The organism is Psychrobacter sp. 1Y6, assembly GCF_052258385.2.
In the GTDB taxonomy this organism is placed as follows: Bacteria; Pseudomonadota; Gammaproteobacteria; order Pseudomonadales; family Moraxellaceae; genus Psychrobacter.
In genome coordinates, this window is record NZ_JBQQEW020000001.1 from 316,943 (window position 1) to 343,668 (window position 26,726).

General features: G+C 42.8%; 23 protein-coding genes. 14 read left to right on the top strand and 9 right to left on the bottom strand.

The genetic code is table 11. From position 1 onward, the window contains the following. Positions 1 to 635: 635 nt before the first annotated feature. Entirely contained in the window at positions 636 to 2,132 is a 1,497-nt protein-coding gene (locus ACTXGF_RS14980) for an alanine/glycine:cation symporter family protein (protein WP_201608209.1), read from the top strand. Positions 2,133 to 2,268: 136 nt separating this feature from the next. Here the strand turns inward: ACTXGF_RS14980 and ACTXGF_RS14985 are convergent, their stop codons facing one another. Further along, on the bottom strand, positions 2,269 to 3,906 hold the full coding sequence (locus tag ACTXGF_RS14985; protein ID WP_057762658.1) for an electron transfer flavoprotein-ubiquinone oxidoreductase: 1,638 nt from the start codon (positions 3,904 to 3,906) through the stop codon (positions 2,269 to 2,271). 551 nt (positions 3,907 to 4,457) lie between these two features. Here ACTXGF_RS14985 and ACTXGF_RS14990 point away from each other — a divergent pair. From ACTXGF_RS14990 to ACTXGF_RS15005, 4 genes are all read left to right on the top strand, one after another. Beyond that, a complete protein-coding gene (locus tag ACTXGF_RS14990; protein WP_443535555.1) occupies positions 4,458 to 5,225 on the top strand; it encodes a DUF1285 domain-containing protein in 768 nt (255 codons plus the stop codon). Between the two features lie 284 nt (positions 5,226 to 5,509). Then, on the top strand, positions 5,510 to 6,424 hold the full coding sequence (gene murI, locus ACTXGF_RS14995) for a glutamate racemase (protein WP_443535573.1): 915 nt from the start codon (positions 5,510 to 5,512) through the stop codon (positions 6,422 to 6,424). Between the two features lie 171 nt (positions 6,425 to 6,595). Then, a complete protein-coding gene (locus ACTXGF_RS15000; protein ID WP_443535553.1) occupies positions 6,596 to 7,582 on the top strand; it encodes a DUF4062 domain-containing protein in 987 nt (328 codons plus the stop codon). A 225-nt stretch (positions 7,583 to 7,807) separates the two neighbouring features. Continuing rightward, positions 7,808 to 8,107 (top strand): hypothetical protein, encoded by a 300-nt coding sequence (locus ACTXGF_RS15005; protein ID WP_057761845.1) that lies wholly within the window; start codon positions 7,808 to 7,810, stop codon positions 8,105 to 8,107. 117 nt (positions 8,108 to 8,224) lie between these two features. Here the strand turns inward: ACTXGF_RS15005 and ACTXGF_RS15010 are convergent, their stop codons facing one another. The 4 genes from ACTXGF_RS15010 to msrA all read right to left on the bottom strand — a co-directional run bounded on the left by ACTXGF_RS15010 (position 8,225) and on the right by msrA (position 12,074). Then, positions 8,225 to 9,685, bottom strand: coding sequence for a lytic murein transglycosylase (locus ACTXGF_RS15010; RefSeq protein WP_443535551.1), 1,461 nt, complete (start codon positions 9,683 to 9,685; stop codon positions 8,225 to 8,227). Positions 9,686 to 9,912: 227 nt separating this feature from the next. After that, positions 9,913 to 10,626 (bottom strand): DUF1499 domain-containing protein, encoded by a 714-nt coding sequence (locus tag ACTXGF_RS15015; protein ID WP_443535549.1) that lies wholly within the window; start codon positions 10,624 to 10,626, stop codon positions 9,913 to 9,915. Positions 10,627 to 10,675: 49 nt separating this feature from the next. Beyond that, a complete protein-coding gene (gene tmpT, locus ACTXGF_RS15020) occupies positions 10,676 to 11,368 on the bottom strand; it encodes a thiopurine S-methyltransferase (RefSeq protein ID WP_443535547.1) in 693 nt (230 codons plus the stop codon). Positions 11,369 to 11,552: 184 nt separating this feature from the next. After that, the gene (msrA, locus tag ACTXGF_RS15025; protein ID WP_057761837.1) at positions 11,553 to 12,074 is read right to left on the bottom strand and encodes a peptide-methionine (S)-S-oxide reductase MsrA; all 522 of its coding nucleotides are present in this window, start codon (positions 12,072 to 12,074) and stop codon (positions 11,553 to 11,555) included. A gap of 272 nt (positions 12,075 to 12,346) precedes the next feature. Between msrA and cmoA the strand changes: the two genes are divergently transcribed. The 4 genes from cmoA to ACTXGF_RS15045 all read left to right on the top strand — a co-directional run bounded on the left by cmoA (position 12,347) and on the right by ACTXGF_RS15045 (position 16,039). After that, positions 12,347 to 13,132: a carboxy-S-adenosyl-L-methionine synthase CmoA gene (cmoA, locus tag ACTXGF_RS15030; RefSeq protein WP_443535545.1), complete on the top strand. Its 786-nt coding sequence runs from the start codon at positions 12,347 to 12,349 to the stop codon at positions 13,130 to 13,132. Between the two features lie 31 nt (positions 13,133 to 13,163). Continuing rightward, complete coding sequence (locus ACTXGF_RS15035; RefSeq protein WP_443535543.1) at positions 13,164 to 13,715, top strand: hypothetical protein; 552 nt, start codon at positions 13,164 to 13,166, stop codon at positions 13,713 to 13,715. 103 nt (positions 13,716 to 13,818) lie between these two features. After that, entirely contained in the window at positions 13,819 to 14,877 is a 1,059-nt protein-coding gene (gene cmoB / locus ACTXGF_RS15040; RefSeq protein WP_443535541.1) for a tRNA 5-methoxyuridine(34)/uridine 5-oxyacetic acid(34) synthase CmoB, read from the top strand. A 34-nt stretch (positions 14,878 to 14,911) separates the two neighbouring features. Continuing rightward, positions 14,912 to 16,039 carry a DUF1176 domain-containing protein gene (locus tag ACTXGF_RS15045; protein ID WP_443535539.1) on the top strand — a complete coding sequence of 376 codons (1,128 nt, stop codon included), beginning with the start codon at positions 14,912 to 14,914 and terminating at the stop codon, positions 16,037 to 16,039. 165 nt (positions 16,040 to 16,204) lie between these two features. Here ACTXGF_RS15045 and ACTXGF_RS15050 read toward each other — a convergent pair whose 3' ends face one another. Further along, a complete protein-coding gene (locus ACTXGF_RS15050) occupies positions 16,205 to 16,423 on the bottom strand; it encodes a DUF2788 domain-containing protein (RefSeq protein WP_101205310.1) in 219 nt (72 codons plus the stop codon). A gap of 378 nt (positions 16,424 to 16,801) precedes the next feature. Here ACTXGF_RS15050 and argS point away from each other — a divergent pair, with 378 nt between their 5' ends. The 3 genes from argS (at position 16,802) to ACTXGF_RS15065 (ending at position 20,747) form a co-directional block, all read left to right on the top strand. After that, positions 16,802 to 18,631 carry an arginine--tRNA ligase gene (gene argS / locus ACTXGF_RS15055; protein WP_443535537.1) on the top strand — a complete coding sequence of 610 codons (1,830 nt, stop codon included), beginning with the start codon at positions 16,802 to 16,804 and terminating at the stop codon, positions 18,629 to 18,631. A gap of 87 nt (positions 18,632 to 18,718) precedes the next feature. Next, positions 18,719 to 19,525, top strand: coding sequence for an SPOR domain-containing protein (locus ACTXGF_RS15060; RefSeq protein WP_443535535.1), 807 nt, complete (start codon positions 18,719 to 18,721; stop codon positions 19,523 to 19,525). Positions 19,526 to 19,652: 127 nt separating this feature from the next. Then, the gene (locus ACTXGF_RS15065; protein ID WP_443535534.1) at positions 19,653 to 20,747 is read left to right on the top strand and encodes a PTS sugar transporter subunit IIC; all 1,095 of its coding nucleotides are present in this window, start codon (positions 19,653 to 19,655) and stop codon (positions 20,745 to 20,747) included. Between the two features lie 160 nt (positions 20,748 to 20,907). Here ACTXGF_RS15065 and ACTXGF_RS15070 read toward each other — a convergent pair whose 3' ends face one another. From ACTXGF_RS15070 to clpP, 3 genes are all read right to left on the bottom strand, one after another. Beyond that, positions 20,908 to 21,894: an SDR family NAD(P)-dependent oxidoreductase gene (locus ACTXGF_RS15070; RefSeq protein ID WP_443535532.1), complete on the bottom strand. Its 987-nt coding sequence runs from the start codon at positions 21,892 to 21,894 to the stop codon at positions 20,908 to 20,910. Between the two features lie 341 nt (positions 21,895 to 22,235). Further along, positions 22,236 to 23,510: an ATP-dependent protease ATP-binding subunit ClpX gene (gene clpX, locus ACTXGF_RS15075; RefSeq protein WP_427568523.1), complete on the bottom strand. Its 1,275-nt coding sequence runs from the start codon at positions 23,508 to 23,510 to the stop codon at positions 22,236 to 22,238. 186 nt (positions 23,511 to 23,696) lie between these two features. Continuing rightward, positions 23,697 to 24,323, bottom strand: coding sequence for an ATP-dependent Clp endopeptidase proteolytic subunit ClpP (gene clpP, locus ACTXGF_RS15080; protein ID WP_197411852.1), 627 nt, complete (start codon positions 24,321 to 24,323; stop codon positions 23,697 to 23,699). A gap of 924 nt (positions 24,324 to 25,247) precedes the next feature. Between clpP and ACTXGF_RS15085 the strand changes: the two genes are divergently transcribed. Further along, positions 25,248 to 26,276 carry an urease accessory protein UreD gene (locus ACTXGF_RS15085; RefSeq protein WP_443535530.1) on the top strand — a complete coding sequence of 343 codons (1,029 nt, stop codon included), beginning with the start codon at positions 25,248 to 25,250 and terminating at the stop codon, positions 26,274 to 26,276. A gap of 118 nt (positions 26,277 to 26,394) precedes the next feature. Next, complete coding sequence (gene ureA / locus ACTXGF_RS15090; protein WP_443535528.1) at positions 26,395 to 26,697, top strand: urease subunit gamma; 303 nt, start codon at positions 26,395 to 26,397, stop codon at positions 26,695 to 26,697. The last annotated feature ends 29 nt before the right edge of the window (positions 26,698 to 26,726 follow it).

Below are 26,726 nucleotides of genomic sequence, written 5' to 3' on the forward strand. Positions count from 1 at the left end.
ATGCGTGATAGTACGTTTAATGCTCAGTAGTTCTCTACTTCAAATAAAAGTAATTAACTATTTAAGCATCGCATTGACTTAAACCATCGAATGGCAAAAATAACGTTTCTTGAGGAAGACAGAAGGGTGGACTATCCAGTGTCTTTTTAACAATCTCGTCTTCCTGACAAGAGTTTTAATCTTTTTAACACGCTAACCTGTTGTGCTGCTTGATAGCTTCGATAACCGTAAAACAGTCTAAACGGATATAGAATTCATATTAGCACGGTTTAATATAGATAATTGCAAACTACTGCGCATGAATAATAATTAAATTACTAAAAATTAGTTTGCTTAGCCTTCATTGAAAAACCCGACGTTACGGAAACGGTACGGCAACCGTGTAATTTGTGCGATTAAATTATCACTTAATCTATTCTATATAAGATGAAACATAAGCATTATTTATTTTGAAAATAATTATGTGAAGTCGATAAGTAAACGTGATGGTCGCATGTCGCTTAATATCTATATCATGCACGTGTCTTTTTGGTATCAGGTATTTTGAACAGAGGCTTATATAGTCCATGGCAATCAAAATATGATATCGATATGAAACTTAAGTAACGCGTATAAAGAATAAATAAGGAGCCCATATGAACGAAGGGATAGTAGGTTGGTTTAATAACATCGTAAATTATGGTGTCGGTATTATCTGGGGTAACAATGATTGGCTGATTGCTAGTAACCCTTGGTATGGATTACTGATGTTCTTACTAATTGGTGCGGGTCTTTACTTTACCGTCGTGACACGTTTTATTCAGTTTCGTCATTTTGGTCATATGTGGAAGTTGCTACGCGTGTCCAACCAAGGACGCAAAGATGGTGGTATTAGCTCATTTGAAGCATTGATGACGTCGCTGGCCGCGCGTGTTGGTACTGGTAACTTGGCAGGTGTGGCAATTGCCATCTATTTGGGTGGACCAGGTGCTGTATTCTGGATGTGGATGACGGCACTGGTCGGTATGTCGACCAGCTTTATCGAGTCAACCTTAGCACAGGCATATAAAGTACCGCACAACGATAATGTGTACCGCGGTGGCCCTGCTTATTACATCGAAAAAGGTCTAGGCAAACGCTGGCTTGCCGTGTTTTTCTCATTATGTTTGTTAGTGGCCTTTGGCTTGGCGTTCAATGGCGTACAGTCCAATACCATCGCTCAAGCGACCAATGAAGCCTTCGGTGTGCCAACATGGATGACAGGTTTGGTATTGGTAGTACTGGTAGCGCCAGTGGTATTCGGTGGTTTGCGCTCAGTAGCTCGTATCGCGGGTAAAATTGTACCAGTGATGGCTATCTTGTACATCTTGCTAGCGCTATTCATTATCGTGACTAACTTCAGCCAGTTCCCAGCAGCGATCGCGTTGATTGTAAAATCAGCATTTGGTTTTGAGCAGGCGGCAGGCGGTGTCATCGGTTATGGTATTGCGCAAGCAATGATTAACGGTATTAAACGCGGATTGTTCTCTAACGAAGCAGGTATGGGTTCAGCGCCGAATGCTGCAGCAACGGCAAAGAGTCATCCTGATCACCCAGCGGTGCAAGGTTTTATGCAAATGCTTGGCGTATTTATGGATACCCTTATCATTTGTACCGCGACGGCATCGATTATTATCTTGTCTGGTGTGGTCGATCCTAATGTTGAGCAAGAAGGTATTCAGTTAACTCAGCTAGCCTTATCACAGTATGTGGGTGACCTAGGTGTGGTGTTCGTGGCGATTGCGATTTTCTTCTTCTCATTTACGTCTATCATCGCCAACTATAGCTACGGTGAGTCAAATCTTGAGTTTATCTCTGGTGCCAAAAATGCCAAAGTGATGATTATGATTTTCCGCTTCCTAGTATTAGGTATGGTATTTATTGGCTCTGTTGCCAGTTTACCTGCTATATGGAACTTCGCTGACTTATCTATGGGTCTGATGGCCTTGGTCAACTTAGTGGCTATCTTGCTGTTGTCTCCTGTAGCGCTAAGAATACTACGTGACTATGAGCGTCAGGTAAAAGAGGGTAAAACAGGCGATCAGATAAAGTTTGATCCTGATAACTTTGTAAAACTCAGAGATGAAGCCAATCGTGATGCTTGGACAGACTAAGTAGCATTGATTGGTAAAAATAGCTTGTTCTAAGTATTAAAAAACCGCCCGACTCTTATGAAGAGAAGGGCGGTTTTTATTGGAGCGCAGTTTTAATGATATTAAATATACCAGCTCAAACCAGAATTATCCTGATTTACATGTTTGGGTAGTTAGGACCACCGCCACCTTCTGGCGTTACCCAAGTGATGTTCTGTGAAGGGTCTTTGATATCACAGGTCTTACAATGCACGCAGTTCTGTGCATTGATGACAAACTTAGCACCCTCAGCATCTTTAACCACTTCGTATACACCCGCTGGGCAGTATAAACGTGCAGGCTCAGCGTACAACGGTAAGTTGATTGAAATAGGTACCGTTGGATCAGTAAGTTTTAGATGCGTTGGCTGATCTTCTGCATGGTTGGTATTAGAGATAAATACCGACGACAATTTATCAAATACCAACTTACCATCAGGCTTAAGATAAGTTGGTTGATAAGCATGGTTAGCCCGCTCCAACTGATCATAATCTGGGATATTGTCATGTAAAGTAAATGGCATTTTACCTTTTAGCAAGTTGTGCTCGATAAAGGTGAAAGCGCCGCCCATGAACAGACCCATACGGTGAATCGCAGGTGAGAAGTTGCGCGACTCATAGTTATCTTGATACAACCATGACTCTTTGTACATTGTGCTATAAGCAACCACTTCATCATGCTGACGGTCAGCTTGCAGCGCCTCAAAAATAGCTTCGGCTGCGAGCATGCCTGACTTCATCGAGGTATGCGTGCCTTTGATTTTTGCTGGGTTTAAGAAACCAGCATCATCACCTACCAACACGCCACCTGGGAAGGTGAACTTCGGTAGTGAGTTTAGACCACCTTTGGTCAACGCACGGGCGCCATAAGAAATACGCTTACCGCCTTCTAAAACATTTTTGATAACAGGGTGCGTTTTCAAGCGCTGCATTTCATCAAATGGAGACATATAAGGGTTGTGGTAAGACAAATCCGCCACAAGACCAAAGCTTACTTGGTTGTTTTCATCAAAGTATAACCACCAGCCACCAGTAGAGCCAGTTTCAGTCAATGGCCAGCCAAGACCATGCATGACAACGCCTTGCTCATGCTTTTCAGGCTCAACTTCCCATAGTTCTTTTAGACCGATACCATAATGCTGAGGATCAGAGTCTTTATCTAGATCAAAACGGCTGATTAAGCGTTTGCCTAAATGCCCACGGCTACCTTCGGCAAAAATAGTGTATTTGGCAAGAAGCTCATAACCAGGCTCAAAGCTCGGCTTGGCTTCACCATTGGCGGCCACACCCATATCACCCGTTAACACACCTCTGACCGAACCGTCGTCGTTGTATAAGATGTCATCGGCAGGGAAGCCTGGGAACATCATAACTTCAAGCTCTTCTGCCTGTACGGCCAACCAACGAACGACATTACCTAGCGAGACAATATAGTTGCCATCGTTGTGCATTGGACCTGGAATCAAAGAGTCAGGCACTTTAGTTGAGCGTGTGGCAGAGTTTAGATAATAAAAACGATCTTCTGTCGCTGGCACGTTAAGCGGCGCACCTTTCTCTTTCCAGTCAGGGATTAGCTCATTTAGAGCGCGTGGCTCGATGACTGCACCAGACAACGTATGGGCACCAAACTCAGAACCTTTTTCGACCACACAAACCATAAACTCATCATTACCAGCTTCAATAGCGAGCTGGCGCAAACGGATGGCAGCAGACAGACCTGCAGGTCCACCACCAACGATGATGACATCGAACTCCATTGATTCGCGTTCGACTTCAGGTTCCGCGGCAACTGGCGCTACGACTGGTTCTGCTTTATCTAGCGTTGCGGTCTCTGTCGCTACTGGTGCGTCAGCATTCACAGTATTACCATCGATAACTGGCGTTTGATTGTCTTGCTCTTGCATACCTACTCCTAAACTTTTAGTGGCTTATCTCAGGGCATCATTAGCTTAACAACTGAATAATAGACTTGCGGCGCTAACGTCACTCAGACATATGGCTGCCCGATAAAACTGTCTTTGCGGCATCAATTGACCCGTCATGGTTAATACCAATTTATCTAAGGATATCAACGCATAACGTAAGATGTGTCATCAATACAACACCCACTTGACCATTTCAATAAAAAATCGTTACTCATTATAAAAGAAAAGTCCTACAAACACGATACGCATTTATGAGTATCGATGCTAAGGTAATGTTAAGAAAATGAGGTTGTTATAACGATAAAGTTTCATCATACCTGAAACAAAAATTTATAGTAATAATAGATAAGCCAAACTTTGAATACTAAATAAAGGGATTAATAATGAATAACGATAATAATAGCACTGAAGACAGCCATGAGAGAATAGTGGAAGCACCAACCAGTAAGCCTTCTAGCCTAGATAGCTTAGATAATTTAGATGCACTAAGCCAGTATATTAAGTCTACGAAAGGGACTCGCGAAGGGCGTGCGATACCACCACTTGAAAAATGGCATCCTGAAGATATTGCTGATATGGATTTGACTATCAAGGCAAACGGAGAGTGGTGGCATGAAGGCGGGCAAATGACCCGTGAGTCATTGGTCAGCTTGTTTGCTACAATACTATGGAAAGAAGAAAATAATGGCAATACTGAGTACTTTCTGAAGACCCCTGTACAGAAAATCCGTATCCAAGTTGAAGATGCACCACTTCTGATCAATGATGTTGGTATTGTCCATGAAGATGATATGAGTTGGTTGGAGTTTACAACGACGACAGGAGATGTGGTTCGCTTAGACGATGAGCATTCGATCGTATTAAAGGCGTATAACTCTAATAAGAGCGATTCTAATGACAGCGACTTTAGTGAAAGCGATCAAGTGAATCAAGTGAGTACCGCTGACGATGTTGCAGATTCTCAGGAATTAGCATCTACAGAACAGGTACGCCCTTACATGATGGTTAGAAATGGCTTGACTGCGCTTATTGGCCGCAATACTTTTTATCACCTGACTGAAATTGGAGTATTATCAGAAGAAAATGGCAAGACGATATTGACGCTACAGAGTGGTGGCCAGTCTTATTCATTATCGATGCCTACTGATTAGGTATTATGTTTATCTATTAATTGCTGTATACCGATGAGTGCTATAATTTTATAATGTCACCTGATTCTATTGGTTTAAAAAATTCCTATCGTATAAAGGTAGTTGATAGAGAGCCGACTTAGAGTAATGTCATACATGTAACATATATATAGCGCATTTAACTGGGTAATAAAATTGATGAATAATATGATAATGGCATTAGCATAAAGATGGATATCAAAAACCAGACAGTCGAAAAACTCAGACCGTGTGTCGATATATCTGTTGACCAGAGTCTCAGAACTATGGATCTAGCAGATGTCAATAAACATGCTAGTAATACAGTTGTAAGCGATAGAAACCGTAGCGCGCCCATTGGCGTGTTTGATTCTGGTGTTGGCGGTTTGTCTGTTTATTTGCATTTAGCACAGCAGCTGCCTACTGAGCGTTATGTATATTATGCCGATACGCTAAATGTACCTTATGGTAATCGCGACAGCGAAGATATTGAAGGGCTAACGCTAAAGGCTGTAGAGTGGTTACATCAGCAAGGCTGTAAGCTAATAGTTATTGCTTGCAACAGTGCTTCAGCATATGCGCTAGATACCGCCCGACGCTGCTATCCACATATACCTATTGTGGGTCTTGTCCCTGCATTGAAGCCTGCGGTATTGGCGAGTAAGAGTGGTCATGTAGCGGTGCTAGCAACCAAAGCGACTTTGAATGGCACCTTATTAGATGATGTTATCATCAATTTTGCTCAACCTAATAACACAGTAGTCACTAAGTATTTTGATCCGCAATTGGTACCTTGGGTAGAAGCAGGTATGTCAGAACAAGACGAGACAGCCGAAAGATTACGTCAACAGATACGAGTATTTGCTAATGAAGGTGTCGATCAGTTGGTGCTGGGATGTACGCATTATCCGTTTTTTAAGACATTTTTATTGGATGAGATTGCACAGCAGCAGCTATCAATACAAGTCATTGATTCTGGTCAAGCGATTGCTGAACGGGTTGGACAGCTATTGATTGCAAACAACTTATCTGCATCATTGATGAGTGAAAAACGAGAAAATCTGTCACAAAAAACCAGTAATAAAAATACCATTACTAGACCGCCATTAACTTTTCACGCCACTAAATATAGTGATAGACTATGCGCTTTAGTTGAGCGCTTACTCGGTACAGAAATGGCATTGCAATACTACTCTCACTAGTTATTATCAAAGCTAGTGATATCAATACGCTGTATGCAACGTTGACTCAGTTAAAATAAATTGAGTGCATCTTTTTAAGCTAAGAGTATGCTAGGCTGAGCAAGACAAGATTTTTGTGTTCTATTTTACATCCTATCCTTTTTATGTCACGACCTACGCTTAGAGGTAATTGTGCCGAATCGTCGCTATCATATTCATATTATATGCGCTGACAATGACCAGTTGTTGGTTCTAGACAGCTTAGCGATATTTTTTCAGGCGCGCGCATTTCTGACCTATGATGTTTCTAGTAAATTATCTAAAGCCTCTTTTTATGGGCGTCAGTGTATTGACTCTTGTGATTACGCAGTCATGATCGTTGGCGACAGCTACGGGACTGTGCAAAAAAACGGCGTTAGCCAAATGCATTTGAGTTATCTCAATGCCAAAGCGAAGCTTAAGCCGCTAATTGTGCTGGTTAAAAACCACTCTCCAGACGCCGTCATTAGCCGACAACTTCAAGAGTTTATTAAGTTAGTCACCAAGCAAGATAATCAACTACATTACTATGATACGGAAGAAGATATCGAGCCATTACTGGTACAGGCTCATTATAATGCAGTCGCCAATAATAAAATGGTAGGTGGCTGGGTCAGAGCGAATGACGAAGAGAATACGACTAGTAAAAAGGTCGCGTATGAGAAGCCAGTCGATATATTACCTAGTACTACCGAGGTAGAGAACAACGGTCCTGATGACGAAGACTTTATATCGGATAAGGTTAGTGAGCCAATTGTGTTAACGGAGTTTTTTGAAATTCAATATAGTGCTCAGGCTTATGAGGGTGGTAATCTAACGGACGTAACCAGATCGCTAACACTCTCGTGGCACGAGATACTCATGACACTCATGAGAATACCGTCTACTTTTTCGAGCTATGGCTTGCAAAATGCCATCAATCGTTTGATTACCGCCAAAGCAGAAGTAGACATCAAAAAAGAGATGCCAAACGTTCATGCTGTCTCACGCTGCCAAATCTCTCAAGCTGATATCAATAATTTGCAACGTAAGCTAGTCGGTGCAAATTGGATGCAACTAATGACTTATGGCACGCGGGTATCACAAGAGCTATGGAAGCTTACCTTCTACGCAAAAAACCTACTGCAAAATCATACCTAAAACACGAATAAACAAGACGAGTAATTATTCGCTAGCGCGTTCAAAAATAGCTATCTAAAACGTCCACTCTGGCATCACGACTACGTTTTGTAATACAAAGCATACGTGCAATGCTTGTGAATATTCCTCAGACCCGTAATAATGAAGTCAGTCAGTTAACTATGCTAACAACGTTAGCTGTTTGAGAATGACAACTATAATATTAATAATTAGGGAGAGCGTACGATGAGCAATGCTAAAAATGACGAGTTAAAAAGAGAGATTGATGGTCTAGAAAAGTCTATGCATGATGCTGATCAGTTTCATACGTTAGAAGAGCAAGTAGCAGATATGAAACGCCGCGGTATAGATCCTAGCAAGGCCTACAAAGATTTAGACAGTAAAGCAGAAGATGAAGATTGGGGCGATGCGACTTGGAAAGAAAATGGTAAGTGGGAGCCAAAAACGGCTGCCGATTTAGACGACAAAGCTCGTGAAAACTGGAATGGCGACAATGGTCAACCTAAGCCACCACCTATTGTCTAGACACATATTTTGAGTCAATTGGATAAGTTCTTCTAATTACTATCTATAAATAAAAAAGCCACGCTATCGTTAGCGTGGCTTTTTTGGTGCGTCTAAATAGCATTACTTATCTTGCTACTATGAACCTTGGTCTATACGAACAAGCTTGATAGTGCCATCGGCATCAGTAACGCGGCGATAACGTGTATTGCTAGAAGTTGAGGAGCTCACTGATGGCTGAGATGAGTAGCTACTAGGAGCAGTCGTTTGCTGCTGAATTAATTGTCCCATGCGATCGGCAGGTGCAGGATTCAGGGGCTGGCTGTTTGCAGGCTGGCCGTATTGAGTTTGACTCGGCGCTGCATTACCAACGATGGCGCGATAGAACTTTTGACCTGCGCGTCCGTCAGCTGGGAAAATACCGCGACTAGTCTGGTATTGCTGGATAGCGGTACGAGTATTGTCTCCGATGATGCCATCTACACCGCCGATATCATAACCTGCGTTTAACAACGCTTGCTGAATGTCTTTGGCCTGCTGGCGGCTGATACCAGGATCATCTGTCGGCCACGCAGTGATAAAGTCTGTTTTGCTGCTGTCTTCGCGAGTGATTAGATCTGATAAGTGTGCGATAGCCAGTGCGTAGTTTTCTGAGGCATTATAAGAGTAGAAAGTATCGAAGTTTTTACCAACTAAGAAAGCAGGGCCTTCCATACCAGCGGGTAACAATAAGCCTGCACTGCTCAAATCATATGGTAGCGGACTGCCATTAGCCAATGTCAGACCTTGGTCACGCCAGTGGCTTATTGACTTTTTGTCTTTACGATTCGAAGCGGCCCAAAATCCATCAGGTAGTTTGACTTCATAGCCCCAAGGCTCACCAGTACGATAGCCGCGATTGTCCAAGAAGTTTGCGGTAGAAGCGAGTGCATCAGGGACGCTATTGACCAAATCACGGCGACCGTCACCGTCAAAATCCACGGCCAATTCTAAGAAAGTACTCGGCATAAACTGTGTCTGTCCAAAAGCACCTGCCCATGATCCTGTCATATCATTTGGTGCGATATCACCGTTTTGCACGATTTTTAGCGCATTGGCGTACTCACCTTGGAAATAGCTTTGACGACGATCGAAACAAGACAAGGTCGCTAAAGACTCAAATAATGGTTTTTTACCTAGCGTTTGACCAAAGTTAGATTCTACGCCCCAGACACCGAGCACGTGTTCAGCTTTTACGCCATAACGCGATTCGATTTGACGTAGCGTCGAGCCCCATTGACGCTTGGCTCGGATACCGTCCTCGACACGCTCTTTGTCTACCAATGCTGATAAGTAGTCCCAGACGTCTTTTTGAAACTCTGGCTGGTAGTTGAGTGACTGAATGACACTAGGATCAGGCTGGCTTGGGCGATAGTTATTAAAAGTATAGCTATCAACACCGCTAAATTTGCTAGAGTTTTTTAGATTGTCTAAGCACTGTTGAAACTCGCTATTGGATAAATCAGGTGCTGGCGGCTGCGCGGCTTGAGCAGTGGTAGCAAGGCTGATGCCGACAGCAACACTAAGCAGCGACAAAGTAGAAAAAGGAATCAAACGCATGAAAATATCCTATAAACGTTAAAATAGTTATCGAAAGGCAAGAAGTGATATTAACGTAGAGTAACCAATCTAAACAGTAAAGAAAAGCTGTCGAAGTACCAAGGTTATAAATGGTTACGATAAATTGACGCTGCCGTGAGATTAGAAGAGGATTTCATAGAGCTGAAAATGCAAAGCGTTAAACAGTATTTCAACTCGAGGACTATTCCTTAGAAGGTAGAACTTGTTTATTTGGCTAGCACACTATTTAGTTCTTCTATAAAGCTATGAATACGCGCTGCATTTTTGCCCAAATCGCTCTGTCCAACTCGTGATTTACTACGAATATCAACTAAGCACTCGCTATCGTTGTCAGTCACACGAATGATCACATCATCTTTAAAGCCAAACCAAGCAGTCGTCTCTGTTGCTTCAACGATGCCTTTATCGGCATCAGTATTGACCAGCTCCCATCCTAAATTCTCAATGGCTTGTTTGGATGCCTTAACCAATTCAGGCTTTGACTGAGCATAGGTCAATGTCTGCAAGTCAGGGTAGGCAGTACGTTGTTGTTCAGCCACTCCTGCACCTGCGTACTCTACGGGATTTGGCGCATCTGCACGTAGTGGAGCAGTCGCGACAAACTCAGGCGGATTCACCAGATCGGTAGAAATATCGTGAATAGGTGGTACATCTTTGGCTTTACTCATCATGCTGAGCGGAATAGCGATTGCAGTGACAGCAAGTACGGCTGAGGCTAGTGCGCTTCCAATACTGGCTGTATTACGTTTAAATAATAGCTGTATAGCCAACAATACCAATGCTGCGATACCAGCAAATAACCCAAATTTAAACCCTGCAAACGCGGTACCTAATTCTACAACGCCAAACTTATACAATGGGCCTGCCAGAGCAACTAACAGAATAGCAATTACACTCATTAGACCGACTATCATTTTCATTCATTTTCTCCGTTGCGATTTAGCAGCTTGTTAAAGGTTATATGAGTTTTTATTTATTGCTCAATAGCCAAACCTGTTCTGTGACGGTGATATCAGGTGCAGAACCTATAGAAGAAGGCACGCTTGCTAGCTCACTGATTTGGTAGTGAGCGCTATAATACTGCTCTAATTGTTCGCCATTAATAGAGAAGGGTGGTCCATTCTTTTTACGCTGATCGTAATTTAGCGTGAGTAAAAGCTGCGGTGTTATTTTATTGTTAGCACCATCAACTTTACTGGTAACGCTACTAAGTTTCCGCACTTGCTCACTATATTTCACATGCATGTCAGCTGGCAGGGCGATTAATGCCGCTTTATCATATACTGCATCAATAGAGCCAATATCTTTAGCGGTCAGTGCAAAAATATCAGCGACCCATAAAGTGATGGTCTGTCCTGACAACTGACCTTGATAGTATTTAATCGTTGGATTGTCTGCCTGTTGATAGACGGTAGGTTCGATGTTTTGCTCAGCAAAGAATTCTTGTACGGCTGTTTCGACCAACTCAACGCCCACTACGTCATAGCCTTGCGTCGCTAGCCAAACCATATCAATAGATTTACCACACAATGGAACGAAAATTCGGCTACCCGCAGTTAGATTGAGGCGGTTGAAATACTCAATCAGTAATGGATTGACCATAGATTGATTGAATCCAATGCGACCTTTTTGCCAACGTTTTTGCCAAAACTCAGGGTTCATGCTGTGACCTCTATTTGCAAGTTTTTATATATAGATTTAGCTTTAATAATATTGATTGGTTATGTCAAATGTATAAATAGTAAAAAGCCAAACACCTATAGTATAAGTGTTTGGCTGGTATCTAACATTAGGCTAAGGAAATTTTTGAATAAATAATGTCTTATTCAATTTAGCGAACCCTCATTTAACTAACCATATATTTGCTAAATTCTTTACGCAGTTTGGCGAGCTTTGGTGGAATTGCAAAGTTGCAGTAAGCTTGTCCTGGATTTCTGTTGAAGAAATCTTGATGTGAGTCTTCTGCTTGGTAGAACTCAACGGCAGGATGTACTTCCGTCACCACATTGACACCCATATCGCGTAACTTATTGATGGTACGGTCAACGGTCGGTTTTTGACTGTCTTCGGTGTAAAAGACTACGCTGCGATACTGACTACCAACATCATTGCCTTGACGATCCATCGTGGTGGGATCATGCGTGGCAAAGAAGACATCGAGTATTACTTCTAACGGGACGATAGACTCATCAAATTCGACTTTGATGACTTCGACATGGCCAGTCGTTCCACTACAGACAGCTTCATAGTTAGCAGAGACAGCATCGCCGCCCATGTAGCCTGAGACGACAGATTGCACACCTTTTACCGATAAAAATACAGATTCAGTGCACCAGAAGCAGCCGCCACCTAATACGATCGTTTGCATAATTTTTTCCTATTATTATAAATATGGGTTAAGCGCTATATTTGGTAGTGATGCTCTCGTTTTTCAATGCTTCTTTCAAACGCTTCATTACCCTTGGCACTATTTATTCAGCTTAGCAGGCAAGCCAAAGGCGATAAGTAACAAACAGTAATGTTATAATGGGCTTTTGCTACGTTGCTTAGTTTTCAACTGACAATGACAAGCAAAACTACCAAGCAATAGTCACCCAGTAATTCTTAATTTCAGTTCTATTCTAAAAAACGAGTCGCCCCATGAGCCAATCCCAGCCTATTATCAAACATGACACCTTATTTGATAAACCGTTTACCACGCCACTGGATAAGGCCGCACGCTTTTCATTTGATGAGCAAGTGGTGGCTTGTTTTCCTGACATGATTCGCCGCAGTGTACCCGGTTATGGACAGGTACTAGCGATGCTACCCATATTTGCCCGTCGTCATTGTAAGTATCGCCAGCAGAGCGATAGTGGTCAACGCGTTAGTCGTGTTTATGACTTGGGCTGTTCATTGGGTGCCGCCAGTATGACGCTAGCGGGTGAGTTCGACCCACAAGACTTACAGATTAAAGCAATTGATATATCGCCAGCGATGACGACCGAGGCGACCACGCTACTGAGTGAGAATTATCCTAAGCATGACATCGAAGTGATCACAGCAGATATCCGCGATATTGAGCTTGAGCCGTGCGACATGGTGATTTTGAACTTGACGCTACAGTTTTTGCCAGCTGCTGATAGGATAGCAGTGCTAGAGAAGATTTATGCGGCATTGAGCGAAGGCGGCATATTGGTACTGACTGAAAAAACCCATGCGTTTGATGAGCAATATGATGCATGGTTAGTAGAGCGTTATTATGACTTTAAACGTGCCAATGGCTACACCGAGATGGAGATTAGCGGCAAGCGTAATGCGTTAGAAAATGTCCTCATTACTGATACCTTAGATGAGCATCATGCACGGTTAGATCAAGTTGGGTTTGCGCGTCATCTGACATGGTTTCAGTTTTTGAACTTCGTCTCTATTGTGGCGTTTAAATAGGATTTACTTTGGGAGCGAACAAGGTGTTCATATGATTCCGTCTATAGTTGAACAAAATATTCATCAAGTGTTAATAAAAAAAATGAGCGTACAATCATTTGAGCAATGGTTGTATAAAGACGATGTATTAGAGTCTAGCAACCCTGATTTATATCTTGAACTGATTTCATTTGATTATAGTTTTGAAGATGATTTTTATGATAGTTTTGCGAAATACGTCCATTTTTATAAATTTGAAGCTGACCGAATAAAAGAATATCTAAACTCAATTATTGATAGAGATGGAAATTGTAGTAATGCGATTTGGATGATGTATGAGTTATATTGTAAGGGTTATGGTTTTCTCGGCAAGCTAGGAGTTATATACGGGTTCTGCCTAGTAGACTACGAAACTTCGGAATCTAACCATAATATAGATACTATCTTAGATAAGTTGTATCCCGAGATTATTGATGATGCTAAAAATGTATGGAACTGGTTAGAAGAAGGCAAAGTTGTTTTCAAAAGTCAGGACAATGGTTATGGTGTTTTTGAATACGACGATCTTCGTAGTGAAACAGAAATTCTGCAAGGAAATGCGTAGTTCACGAATTTCAAAGAGTTTACATATTAAAACTTATCTTTCTTTATTTTAACCCTTTTAATTTTATTCATTTAAATAACAATCAATACGGTAACCTGCTTTTATGCTCAATGACACTATCATCAACGCCGAACGCGAATTATATCTAACTCTACTAGAGTTGGCACAGCAGCAGCCAAACGCTTATGAATGGCTCAAACGATTACCAACATGGCTAGGTGATATAAAAGACAAAGCTAACTATGCGCATGCGCCTGCCTACCAAGCGTCAGTCGCTCGTTTGCCAAACTTAGCTGTCAATCATGTCGATCTAAACAGCGATACTTTGACGATTGAGGCAAGTCTAAATGAGTCTCAGCGCAAGCAAACAATGGCACTATTAAAGCAGTTAATGCCGTGGCGTAAAGGGCCATTTCAGATTGGCGGTCAAATCGGCAATGATGGGTCAGGTATTAAGATCGATACTGAGTGGCATAGTGATTGGAAATGGAAACGCGTTGCGCCGCATTTAAGTAGATTAGACGGTCGCCGCGTATTGGATGTGGGCGGTGGCTCTGGTTATCACGGCTGGCGCATGGCAGGGGCTGGCGCGGATACGGTTATTATTATTGATCCATCATGCTTGTTTTATCATCAGTTTATGGCGATTCGTCATTTCGTTGGTGCCGCAGATGCTCATATTCATGCTCATGATACAGGCCGCTACCGTACGCATTATATCCCTGTACCGCTTGAAGCGTTACCTGAGCACAGTCAGCTGTTTGATACCGTATTTAGCATGGGCGTACTTTATCATCGTCAGTCACCGTTTGAGCATTTACAACAGCTTAAAGGACAGTTGGTCAAAGGTGGTGAGCTGGTACTTGAGACGCTAGTGATTGAAGGTGATGCCAATACTGTACTGGTACCGCACGACCGCTACGCGCAGATGAATAACGTCTATTTCTTACCATCGGTTGCGGCATTAATTGGCTGGTTAGAGAAAGCAGGGTTTTCAGATGTGCGCTGCGTCGATGTGGCAGTCACCTCGACTGAAGAACAACGACAAACCGAATGGATGACTTATCATTCGTTAGCAGATTTCTTGGATCCTAATGATTCTACTAAGACCGTCGAAGGATATCCTGCTCCCATGCGCGCGACTTTGATTGCCAAAAAGTAGCATTGATGGCGGTAGCTAATATAAGGAAAGCATTATGAAGACATCAAAGACTTTGATTGTAGCTACCATCAGCTTGCTATCGCTACCTGCTACGGCAGGTTATGGGACTGTATCCGAAGGCTGGGGCTTTGTACAAGACGACTGGCAAGTGGTTTGTGATAATACGCGGACTTGTCGAGCGGCTGGATACGCAAGTGAAGCGCTCATAGATGAGCCTGCTTCAATATTGTTCACAGCATTGCCAAAAGTAGCTCTGCCAAAAGCGCAAATTCAGTTTATATCAGAAGTGCCGCTAGATGATCTTAAGCATGCTGAGCTTTGGCTGAGTAATAAAAAATATGGACTGCTGCAAGCCAACAAAGAAGACAGTCTATTATACGACTTATCAGCCAAGCAGACTCAGGCCCTGGTTGATCATGCTCGTATAGTGACTAAGATAGAGATTAGAGTGGGCGACAATCAATGGCAGATTAGCGATAAAGGTATGTCGTCAGTATTGCTCAAACTAGACGATGTACAAGGTCGAGTAGGGACGCCGATAGCATTGGTCAGTAAGAATAATCCAAATCGTCAACGTCCTAAAGCAACCTTGCCAAAACCAATCATTAAAAAAGCATTTGCGTATTCAGCAAAAGACAATAAAACACTTGCTCCATCAAAGCTGGCGTATTTTCAGAGAAATATTGATAAGTGGGTCGATATTAATGCCGAGCAGCTTATAGGGTCCAAGGACGTGATGGGCGATTGTGAGCTGATTAACCCAAAGACTGAAACATATCAGCGAATGTCAGAGTATGGCTCTACGATGCTTGGTTGGGACTTTATACCGGTTGATGATAGCTATACTTTAGCCACGCATACGTGCTGGCTAGGCGCTTATAACTCAAGTAACGGCTATTGGCTCATTGATAATGCAAAACCTAGCAAACCTACGCTTATCACGACAGCAGGAAATGATTATTTTGATGGTGAGATTTCTGCCACTCACAAAGACCGAGGCATTGGTGATTGCTGGAATCGTACTGCATGGACGTGGAATGGTGAAACGTTTGCTAAGAGCGAAGAGTCTAGTACGGGCATGTGCCGAGGTTTTGCTGGTGGAGCGTGGGACCTACCAACGTATGTGAGTCAGGTTATAGAGAATAATGCTAAGGCTCAGTAGCTTTTTGATTTAGAAGACTTTGATTTGAGGGGCTTTGATTCAAAAGACTTTGATTTAAATGACTGACACCTTATCAAGCGCAGCAGTCACAAGCCATACATTACATTTTTAGTTTTGATACTTATGTCCTAAGCGATATCAAAGGATAGTGATAAAAATGGCCAATTAGATTAACCATTTTTTGAAAGCGACTTCCATGACTATCTTAAGGATAAAACCAACAGAACCTGCGCCTAGGGCTAGAAATATCCAAAAAGTACCAGCGCGTCCAGCTTCAGATGTTTTAGAGATATCCCACATAATAAAAAACAAGAAAGCGATGAATATCGGCAACAAGACGTACAGTCCCCAACTGGTGACAGTACTGGCGGCAATAGCAAACATGGCGTAATCCTATAATAGAGTAGTAACGCGTCTTCTATATTTCAGAAGAGCCGTACAAACCATCATTATAACGTGGAAGCAGTCAGGTATAAACGACTGCCCAGTATTGAGCAACAGTAACGCTACAATTCACGTTATGAGTTATTTATCAGTTTTGCATCATTGATATTAGTCAGCCCAAATCCTGATAACGGTAAGATTTTAGTGCTAATTTTGGCGCAAATGGTGCAATAAAGCGCAAAGATTGTTATATTTACAGGTTACTTATCTTTTTACATTATTCTATCCCTGCAATGTCGGCCGCTATTATAATAAGCCGTTATCGATTGCTCGCATTCGCACCGTTTTTGTTGTTTATTTAATTGAGTTCAAATTCCTATGTCACAAGCCCAAATTGATACGCTTGCATCCCTATTTAATGATGCAATTCAAACCCTACAAGCAGATGGTACGCTACCAAGCGATTGGCAAAACAACAGTCAAATCACCCGTACAAAAGATTTAAGTCACGGTGATTTTGCCAGTAATATCGCGCTAACGGCAGCGAAAGCGGCCAAGGCTAATCCGCGTCAACTTGCTGAAAAAATCGTCAGCGCATTGCCTGACAATCAAGATATTCGCCAAGTAGAAATCGCAGGCCCAGGATTTATCAACGTATTTTTAAACTCGGAAGCTAAGTTTTCTGTATTGGACGATATCTTCACATTGCAAGATCGCTTTGGCTTAAGTAATCAGTTTGATGGGCAAAAAGTCCAGGTTGAATTCGTTTCTGCCAATCCAACGTCAAGTCTGCACGTCGGTCACGGTCGCGGTGCTGCATTTGGCATGAGCGTTGCTAACTTGCTAGAGGCCATCGGCTATGACGTCACGCGTGAATATTATGTCAATGACGCTGGTCGTCAAATGGATATCTTGGCCACCAGTACATATTTACGTTATCTACAGCTAAATGGTGAAGAGATAACTTTCCCAGTTAACGCCTATCAAGGTGATTATGTTAGTGACATCGCACAGACGCTAAAAACACAACATGGCGATAGCTATGTACATAGCTTTGCAGACGTTGCCAAAGATGTGCCAGAAGATGCTCAGTTTGAGATTAATGCTGATGGCGAAAAAACCGTTATCTCAGGTGATAAAGAAGCGCACATTGATGGCTTGATTGCCAATAGTAAGTCTTTGCTAGGTGACAGCTACGCGTTATTTTTAGACGCGGCATTGAGCAGTATTTTGGCAGATATCAAAGACGACTTAAATGACTTTGGCGTGAGCTACGAGTGCTGGTTTAGCGAAAGATCTATCGATAGCGAGATTGAGCCTGTCCTACAGATACTAGATGACAAAGGCTACTTATACGAAAAAGATGGCAACATCTGGTTTAAATCGACTGATTTCGGCGATGAGAAAGACCGTGTGGTACGCCGTGCAAATGGTCAATCGACGTATTTTGCTTCTGACATCGCTTATCATAAGAACAAGTTTGATCGCGGCTTTGATAAAGTCATTAACGTTTGGGGCGCAGACCACCATGGTTATGTCCCACGCGTAAAAGCTGCTCTACTAGCTCTTGGTATCGATGCCGAACGCCTTGATGTGGTACTTGTACAGTTTGTGGCATTATGGCGCGGTAGTGAAAAGGTACAAATGTCTTCGCGTTCTGGTCAGTTTGTGACCTTACGTGAGCTACGTGCAGAAGTGGGTAACGATGCTGCACGATTCTACTATGTAGCGCGTAAGCCTGAAGTGCATGTTGATTTTGACTTAGAACTTGCCAAATCACAAAGCAAAGACAATCAAGTGTATTATATTCAGTATGCTCATGCGCGCGTTTGCCGCGTGTTAGAAAAACTGGCAACCTACGATTTGACCGTAGATGATGCCATTGGTTTGGCACATCAAGACTTGCTAAGTGCGCCAAACGAAGACGAGCTGATTAAACTGTTAGCAGGATATCCAGCGACGTTACTTCGTGCAGCGACTGGTTACGAGCCACACGTCTTAACCAACTACCTAAAAGAGCTGGCGGCATTGTTCCATGGTTGGTATGACACCAATCGTATCTTGCCAATGAGCTTGACGTCAGGTGAACCGCCAAGTCAGGATGAGCTAGACTTAATGCAAGCACGTTTGCGTCTGTCAAAAGCCGTTAGACAGGTATTAGCAAATGGCCTTAGTCTGCTAGGCTTGTCTGCACCGTCTAGCATGTAGTGCTTTTCTAATATGTGACATGAGTATAGACAGCTGATAGCATTAATTCGATGATGATAGTTAAATCCAGTAGGGAGAACGAGATCCATGCTAGCCAAAAAACCTAAAGGCGCAACAGAAAAGCGCAAATCAAGTAGCGTATCAGGCTTATTGTGGATGTTTGTTGGGGCCGTATTGACCCTTATGATCGGGGTGTTTATCTACCTCTCACCATTATTCAATTTCAGCCCCGCTGATGGTAGTGCTGAGAATGACCCTGATCGCCAAGTACAGCCACGTGTGGATACTGATACCGACAATGGCGATTATGAGTTCTACGATATTTTGCCAAATCAAGAGATGGCAACCATCCCTGATGAAGATATCGCTGATATTGATAATGATCAAATAGGTGATATCGGTGCGTTTGAACCAGACGTCGTCGTGACTCAACCAGAGAGCGATGCAGCAGGCAGTACAGAAGCGGGCAGCTTCGGTGGTTCGGAAAATGCGACTGTCGAGCCTGCTGGTAGTAATAATGCTGGGTCTAGTGAGGATATCGTTGTCGTTGAAGAAGATGCAACTTATGATGGTACGCCGCCTGCTACTAGCAACGCTACAACCCGCAATAATAATGCAGCAGCAGGTACGGCGAGTATCCAAGCTGCCAAACCCGCGGCGACCTACATCTTGCAGATCAATAGCTTTAGTGATGCAGATGAAGCGGATCGTCGCCGTGCGCAAGTACTGATGGCGGGTGTCGATGCTCGCGTGGTCAAAAACACGACGGGTAATGGCTTGCCAATTTATCAAGTCATCTCGCGTCCTTTGAATAACCGTCAAGCAGTGACGACGGCACAGCAGCGCCTACAGAACAATGGTATAGACTCTATTATCGTTGAGCAGCGTCGCTAGATGAGGCAGGTTACAGTTATTGTATTTATTAAAAAAAAGCGTCGTAATGACGCTTTTTTTATCTCTTCATTTTATCAAAAGCTTTCTAGCTGTTTTATCCTATTAAACGTCCATTAAGAGTATGGCTATGACAGTATCTAACTCAGTAACACCGCAAGCAGGCATCATTAAAGCGTTCTTTCAAAAATACTTTATCGATGCTTTTACTGGTATGGCTTTAGGGCTATTTGTCACGTTGATCGCAGGTCTGATTATCTCGCAAATCGGTGGTTGGTTAGATTTGCCGGCATTGGTCGCGGTCGGGAAACTTGCCTCGATATTAATGGGTGCTGGTATCGGCGTAGGTATCGCTTATTATCTCAAAGCACCAACGCTAGTGATGCTTAGCTGCCTTGTAGCAGGTATGCTTGGTGCCCATTCTGAAGCACTAATGGCAGGCACGCTTTTTACGCCGCAAGTGGGTGGGCCTGCAACCTTTGTAGCACTGCCGGGTAATCCAATCGGTGCTTATCTGACCTCTGTGTTTGCTTATCGTGCTGGCACTTGGATCGCTGGTAAAACGAAGCTTGATATTTTATTGGTGCCCTTAATTGTATGCGGTATTGCTCTTTTAGTTTGCGCACTTCTTAATCCGCCTATCGTAGCGGGGGTCGCAGCTATTGGTCAGGGTATTCATGCCGCTACTGAATTACAGCCACTTCTAATGGGTATCGTCATCGCCGTAGTGGTTGGTATTTTATTGACCCTACCAACGTCGAGTGCAGCTATTTGTATTGCTATTGGGCTTGGTGGCTTGGCTGGCGGTGCAGCAGTGGTAGGATGTGCAGCGCATATGATTGGCTTTGCTGTCGCAAGTTTTAAAGACAATGGCGTTAGTGGCGTCATCTCTCAAGGCTTGGGTACCAGTATGCTGCAAATCCCTAACGTGCTTAAAAAGCCTATCGTTTTACTGCCTGCTGTCATCGCTAGCGCTATCGTTGGGCCTATCGCGACTGTCGGTTTTGGATTAGCTTGTACCGCGACAGGCGCGGGTATGGGTACCGCTGGTTTGGTTGGTGTGTTTGGAGTGATTGAAGCGTCACAAGAGATTATGAGCACTGGACAATTATGGACAGCGATTATTCTATTAATGTTTATATTGCCTGCGGTGGTTGCAGGGTTGGTGGCTTATATCATGCGCCGTATGGGCTGGTTAGTCGCTGGTGATATGAAACTGCCTTAATGCTTGGAGTATTGAGTTAAAATATCATCAACAGTCTCAAAATTCAGTCTTATCCTTCATCAATAATGGCAACTTTCAAAAAGCCCAGCTACGACTATAGCTGGGCTTTTTATATATAAATTAATCAATTCCTCATGATATAGGGAATGTTGATAACATACTATTTAACGGTCTTTAGCTTCTTATGACGACGTGGTTTTAGTTTGCGGGACAGTTGATGGAAGTCGTTCAGCACTTGGCTATAATGTGAAGGAAATACACGTTGGATGGCATCAATCATCTTGGCATCGTTACCAATCAGGCAGCGCTGTTGGTTGGTCGCTGCTGCCTGTAGGATAATCCAAGCCGCTTCATTGGCATCGAATTTTAAGAATTTATTAAAACTTCTGATGGCTTTGGGCCCAGTACTCATGCCAATATCATGGATACTCTCATTACCGCGTGCGCTATTGGCAATATTGGTTTTGATCCCGCCCGGATGGATACAAGTTGCTGATACCCCGCAGTTCTGGATGTTTAGCTCTTGGCGTAAGCTCTCTGTGAAGCCGCGTACGGCAAATTTGCTAGAGTTGTAGGCTGACTGTGATGGCTGAGCGGTTAGGCCAAAAAGACTTGAGATATTGATAATATGACCATGCTCACTAAACTGGCTCTGTTTAACGCTGTTTTTGATTAACGGTAAAAACGCCTTGGTGCCGTAAACCACGCCCCAAAAGTTGATATTCATCACCCATTCAAGCTCACTAATACTACTGCCTTCGACGGTAGAGTAGAGTGCGACACCTGCATTGTTAAAGATGAAATTTACTTTGCCATGCTCTGCAATTACGTTATCAGCCCATGCTTCCACGGCTTTATTGTCTGATACATCGAGTACGGTAATAGTGACGTTGACATCATAATTGGCAAGTAACTGTTTGGTCGCTGCCAGCTGTTCAGGATCGATATCTGATAATGCAACATGACAGCCCATTTTTGCTAAATGAATGGCTAGCTCACGTCCCATACCAGAGCCTGCGCCTGTGATAGCAGCGACATGGTTGCGATAGTAGGATGCAACATCCGAGTCATCCAACGAGGTACGGTTAGAGGAAAACGGTAAATGTTGGCGCAATGAAGTCGCCATAGCGGTCACATGGTTGAGCATAATAAACAATCCTTTGTCTTATTAATCATATGGGTTGTACGGGCTATATCTTGCGGTATATAGAAATAAAGTATAAAGGCCAAAACAGTCTATCTACATTAGCATGGTTTGTGCTGATGCTTACTCGCGATTGATAAACGCTGCTGTCATTTCAGAGCAGGTGTAATGAAAGTCGCCAATTTTCAGTAGGCAAGTTATCTAGTATCAAGTTATCTAACAGGCAAGCTATTTAACAAACAAATTGGTTAAATAATAGGCATAAAAAAAGCGTCTTAGCTTATTTAGCCAGACGCTTTTTAGTAGTCCGTTAATGATAACGGACTATTTAAACTAACTATAACTTAAGCAATTTTAGGTACTTTGCCTTCATTGATAACGTCCGCATCAACCATTACAGTTTTAGCATTTTCCATAGAAGGTAGCTCATACATGGTCTCAAGCAGGGCGTTTTCTACAATTGAACGTAGACCACGTGCACCTGTCTTGCGCTCCATTGCTTTTTTGGCAATGGCATCTAGGGCTTCTTGAGTAAAGCTAATCTCAGCACCTTCCATATCGAACAAGTACTTGTACTGTTTTACCAGTGCGTTCTTAGGTTCCGTCAAGATTTGTACCAGTGCTTCTTCATCAAGCTCTTGCAGTGCCGCAAGTACTGGCAGACGACCGATCAGCTCAGGAATCAGACCAAACTTGATCAAATCTTCTGGCTCGACTTCTTGTAGCAAGTCTGAGCTTCGACGGCTGTCATCTTTTGAGCTAACATCAGCGTTAAAGCCAATACCGCCTTTTTCGGTACGTTGCTGAATGACTTTATCAAGTCCAGCAAATGCACCACCAACGATGATTAGAATGTTGCTAGTATCAACTTGGATCAGCTCTTGCTGTGGATGCTTACGACCACCGTGCGGCGGAATAGCAGCCACAGTACCTTCGATTAGCTTTAGCAACGCTTGCTGCACGCCTTCACCTGACACATCACGCGTGATAGATGGGTTGTCGCCTTTTTTACTGATTTTGTCGATTTCATCAATATAGATGATACCTTGCTCAGCTTTGGCTACATCATAGTCAGAAGCTTGAAGTAGCTTTTGTACGATGTTTTCAACGTCTTCACCAACATAACCAGCTTCGGTTAAGGTCGTGGCATCAGCCATCGCAAAAGGTACATCTAACAGACGAGCCAAGGTTTGCGCAAGCAATGTCTTACCAGAACCAGTCGGACCGATTAGCAAGATATTACTCTTAGCCAATTCTACCATTGCATCGTCAGCGCCGATCTTGGCTTTTTTGCTGTCGTTGGCTAGCGTCTGGCTAACTTTTAGACGTTTGTAATGGTTATAGACGGCCACAGCCAATGCTTTTTTGGCAGCGTCCTGACCGATGACATATTCATCAAGCTTGGCACGCAGCTCTTTTGGCGTTGGTAGTTTTTTATTGACCCAAGAAGTGTCTACTTCGCTATCGTCATCACCGTGCTCTGCGCTGTCTGCGATTAAGTCAGTACATAGCTCGATACATTCATTACAGATGTTGGCATCATCAGCAGCAATCAGTTGCTGTACATCGCTTTTGGCTTTACCGCAAAACGAACACTGCGGGGTATTATCTTCTGCCATAAAAGGCGCTCCTAAAATTTAAAACTGGTTAGTTTATTTGTAGTATGTCGTTTATCGTATTCATTCAATGGTCATACCTTCTAATGGTCAGGTATGACATTGATAACGGTTTACTGTACGGCAAATAAACTATAAAAGGTCTTATGACTGCACTCTCAATAAAGAGGCATCACGTTAATGCTTAGATTACAAAGATTCAGGACGACGCTCTAATACTTCGTCAACCAAACCATACTCTTTGGCTTCTTGTGCATCTAACCAATAATCACGCTCAACGTCTTTTTCGATTTTCTCTACTGGCTGCCCAGTGCGCTCAGCTAAGATACTATTTAGACGTGCACGAGTTTTAAGGATTTCACGAGCGTTAATTTCGATATCAGTTGCTTGGCCCTGCGCGCCGCCTGATGGTTGGTGAATCATAACGCGAGCATTAGCAAGTGAATAGCGCTTGCCTTTTTGACCAGCAGCCAACAGGAATGAACCCATGCTGTAAGCACCGCCCATACAGATAGTAGACACTTCAGGTTTGATGAAGTTCATGGTATCAAAAATAGCCAAGCCAGCGCTTACTGAGCCGCCTGGTGAGTTGATATACAAATGGATATCTTTGTCAGGGTTTTCAGCTTCTAAGAATAGTAACTGGGCAACGATAAGGTTAGCCATGTTGTCTTCGACCTGACCGGTCAAAAAGATAACGCGCTCACGTAATAGACGTGAAAAGATATCAAACGAGCGTTCACCGCGTGAGGACTGTTCAACCACCATAGGTACTAAAGCCGCTTGTGTGGTCTGTACTTCTTTGTGCGCACTCATCAGCATATCAAAATGCGGGTTGGCAGTGATGCGATCATAATCTGTCATAGAAAAGTCCTATCGATAAATGTATAAAATAAAAATGAATTGAATGATTTTATTGTCTAGTAGTTTTTGACTAATGGGTTGTTTATAAGGGGGCTGCGCTCACTATTCAAGCCTATAAAACGGGTTTGTGCATAAAATAGCTGAAAAAGTGACCCTCCGATATGTCTAGGACTCATTGCTTATATTGAAACTTATACTAAAAATACGTCTAGAAGTAGATAAATACTATCTTATCTATTATCAAGTCGTACAGATATTGATAGTACCTGTATCGACAGTGTCTATATCGATACAAATAGCGTAAATCATGTCTAACCTGACTTTTTAACATAGAATACCTGATTAATAGCCCTACAATCCACCTATCTTACTGACTAAGTCTGCAAATAGTTATGTGTTTAGTATTTTTGCTTATCTAACATCATCATAAAATATTGCGCTAACAATAACGCTAAAAAATGCACTGTTATGGACAAAATGTACTATTTTGGTGCAAATATCTGCTAATTTTATAAATAACTAAGGCTCAAAAAACGTTTAGAAAATAGCTGGGAATATAGTGTTACTTTTATCATTTAAGTTAAATAAAAAAAAGCGCAGACAAATCAAAGTTTTGAGTTGCTAAGGTTTCTTATTTGATTACCTGCTATCAAGGGTTGGCATAATGCTTGTATCAATAAAAACATTGACGCTTTGATTTATCATGGTGCGCTGGGCACGATAAATGATGTACGCTGTATTTCTTCGCTGTTATTTTGACATTACTGTAGTTGATGAACTGTAGTTAACGATTGGCAATAGAGTCTTAACGGATAGCAAATGATAGCTGTCATATAAAATACTGAAACATATTTAATTGGTAAATGAGTATATAAAATGAGTTGGGCCTCTTCTTTAGCATTAAGCTTTGACACTGTTAGCAGTACAAGTACGGCCAAAGAAGGTACGGCTGATAACTCAAAAACGCGGCTTTATCATCGTAAGCACACGGGTGCCTTAATGGTACAGCGTGCTCTGTATCCTGAGCCAAGCGTACAGCAGGGTATTTGTCACATACTGATGTTGTACCCGCCAGCAGGTATTGCAGGTGGCGATACGCTGACTATAGACCTAAATTTGGATAGTGGTAGCCACGCTGTTATCACCACACCAGGTGCAGGTAAATGGTATGGCAAAGACAGCGTCAGTCAAAAACATAAAGTTCCGTTGGGCAGCGACGATGCTCACCAAAGTATGGGTCAAAATGAAATAGCTGCCTATGCAAGCCAACATGTACAGGCCAACCTCGTGGCACATACCCGTTTAGAATGGCTACCGCAAGAGAGTATCATTTATAACGAAGCCAATATGCATGCAGTGAGCCGCTTCGATTTGACAGATTCATCTAGCCTACTGACATGGGAGATTAGCGTATTTGGGCGGCAAGCTTACGACGAGCAGTTTCTGCAAGGGCGTTATCATACTGGATTGAGTATCTACCGAGATGGTAAGGTTATCGTTGCTGAGCGAGTGGCGCAGGCAGCACAAAGTCGCTGGTTTACCTCAAATTTAGGATTAGCGAACCAGCATATTTATGGATCGTTTTGGGCAGTACCTAGCTTAAGCGATGTCCATGACAATCTTGCACTCTCCGCATCGCAAACTACGCAATCGACCGAAACGGCCCAAGCAACTATCAAGCAGTCATTAACTCGCTATCTAGATAATACTGTCGTAGCATTACGCCAAGTCATTGCTCAAGCACAACTGCCTGTCTACTGCACGCATAATTGCCAAGCGATCAATATCCGCTATATTGGCTCAGATGTACGTGGTTGTTTTGAAGCGTTTTATCAGCTGAGAGAAGTCTTGCGAGATCATTGGTGGCAACTTGAGCCTTGTCGTCCACGTATTTGGGACACTTAATACGGTCACTCTAAATAATGACACTAAGACAAATTGCGACTGTTTTTAATCGATATCATATGCTTTGAAACCCCCTAATCTGCTATAAATATAACGATAAGTACAACAAGGAATTATCATGCACCTGACCCCAACAGAAAAAGATAAACTCATGCTATTTACGGCTGGTATGGTGGCTGAGCGTCGCAAAAGTCGCGGTGTTAAACTCAACTATCCCGAAGCCATCGCTTATATCAGTATGCTGCTGATGGAAGGCGCACGAGATGGTAAAAGAGTTGCCGAATTGATGAGTGAAGGTGCTACGTATTTGTCTGCTGATGATGTCATGGAAGGTGTCGCAGAGATGGTAGATGAAGTGCAAATCGAGGCGACTTTTCCTGATGGCACCAAATTGGTCACGGTACATAATCCCATCGTGTAACGCTGTATACCATTGTTATAGCACTGAAA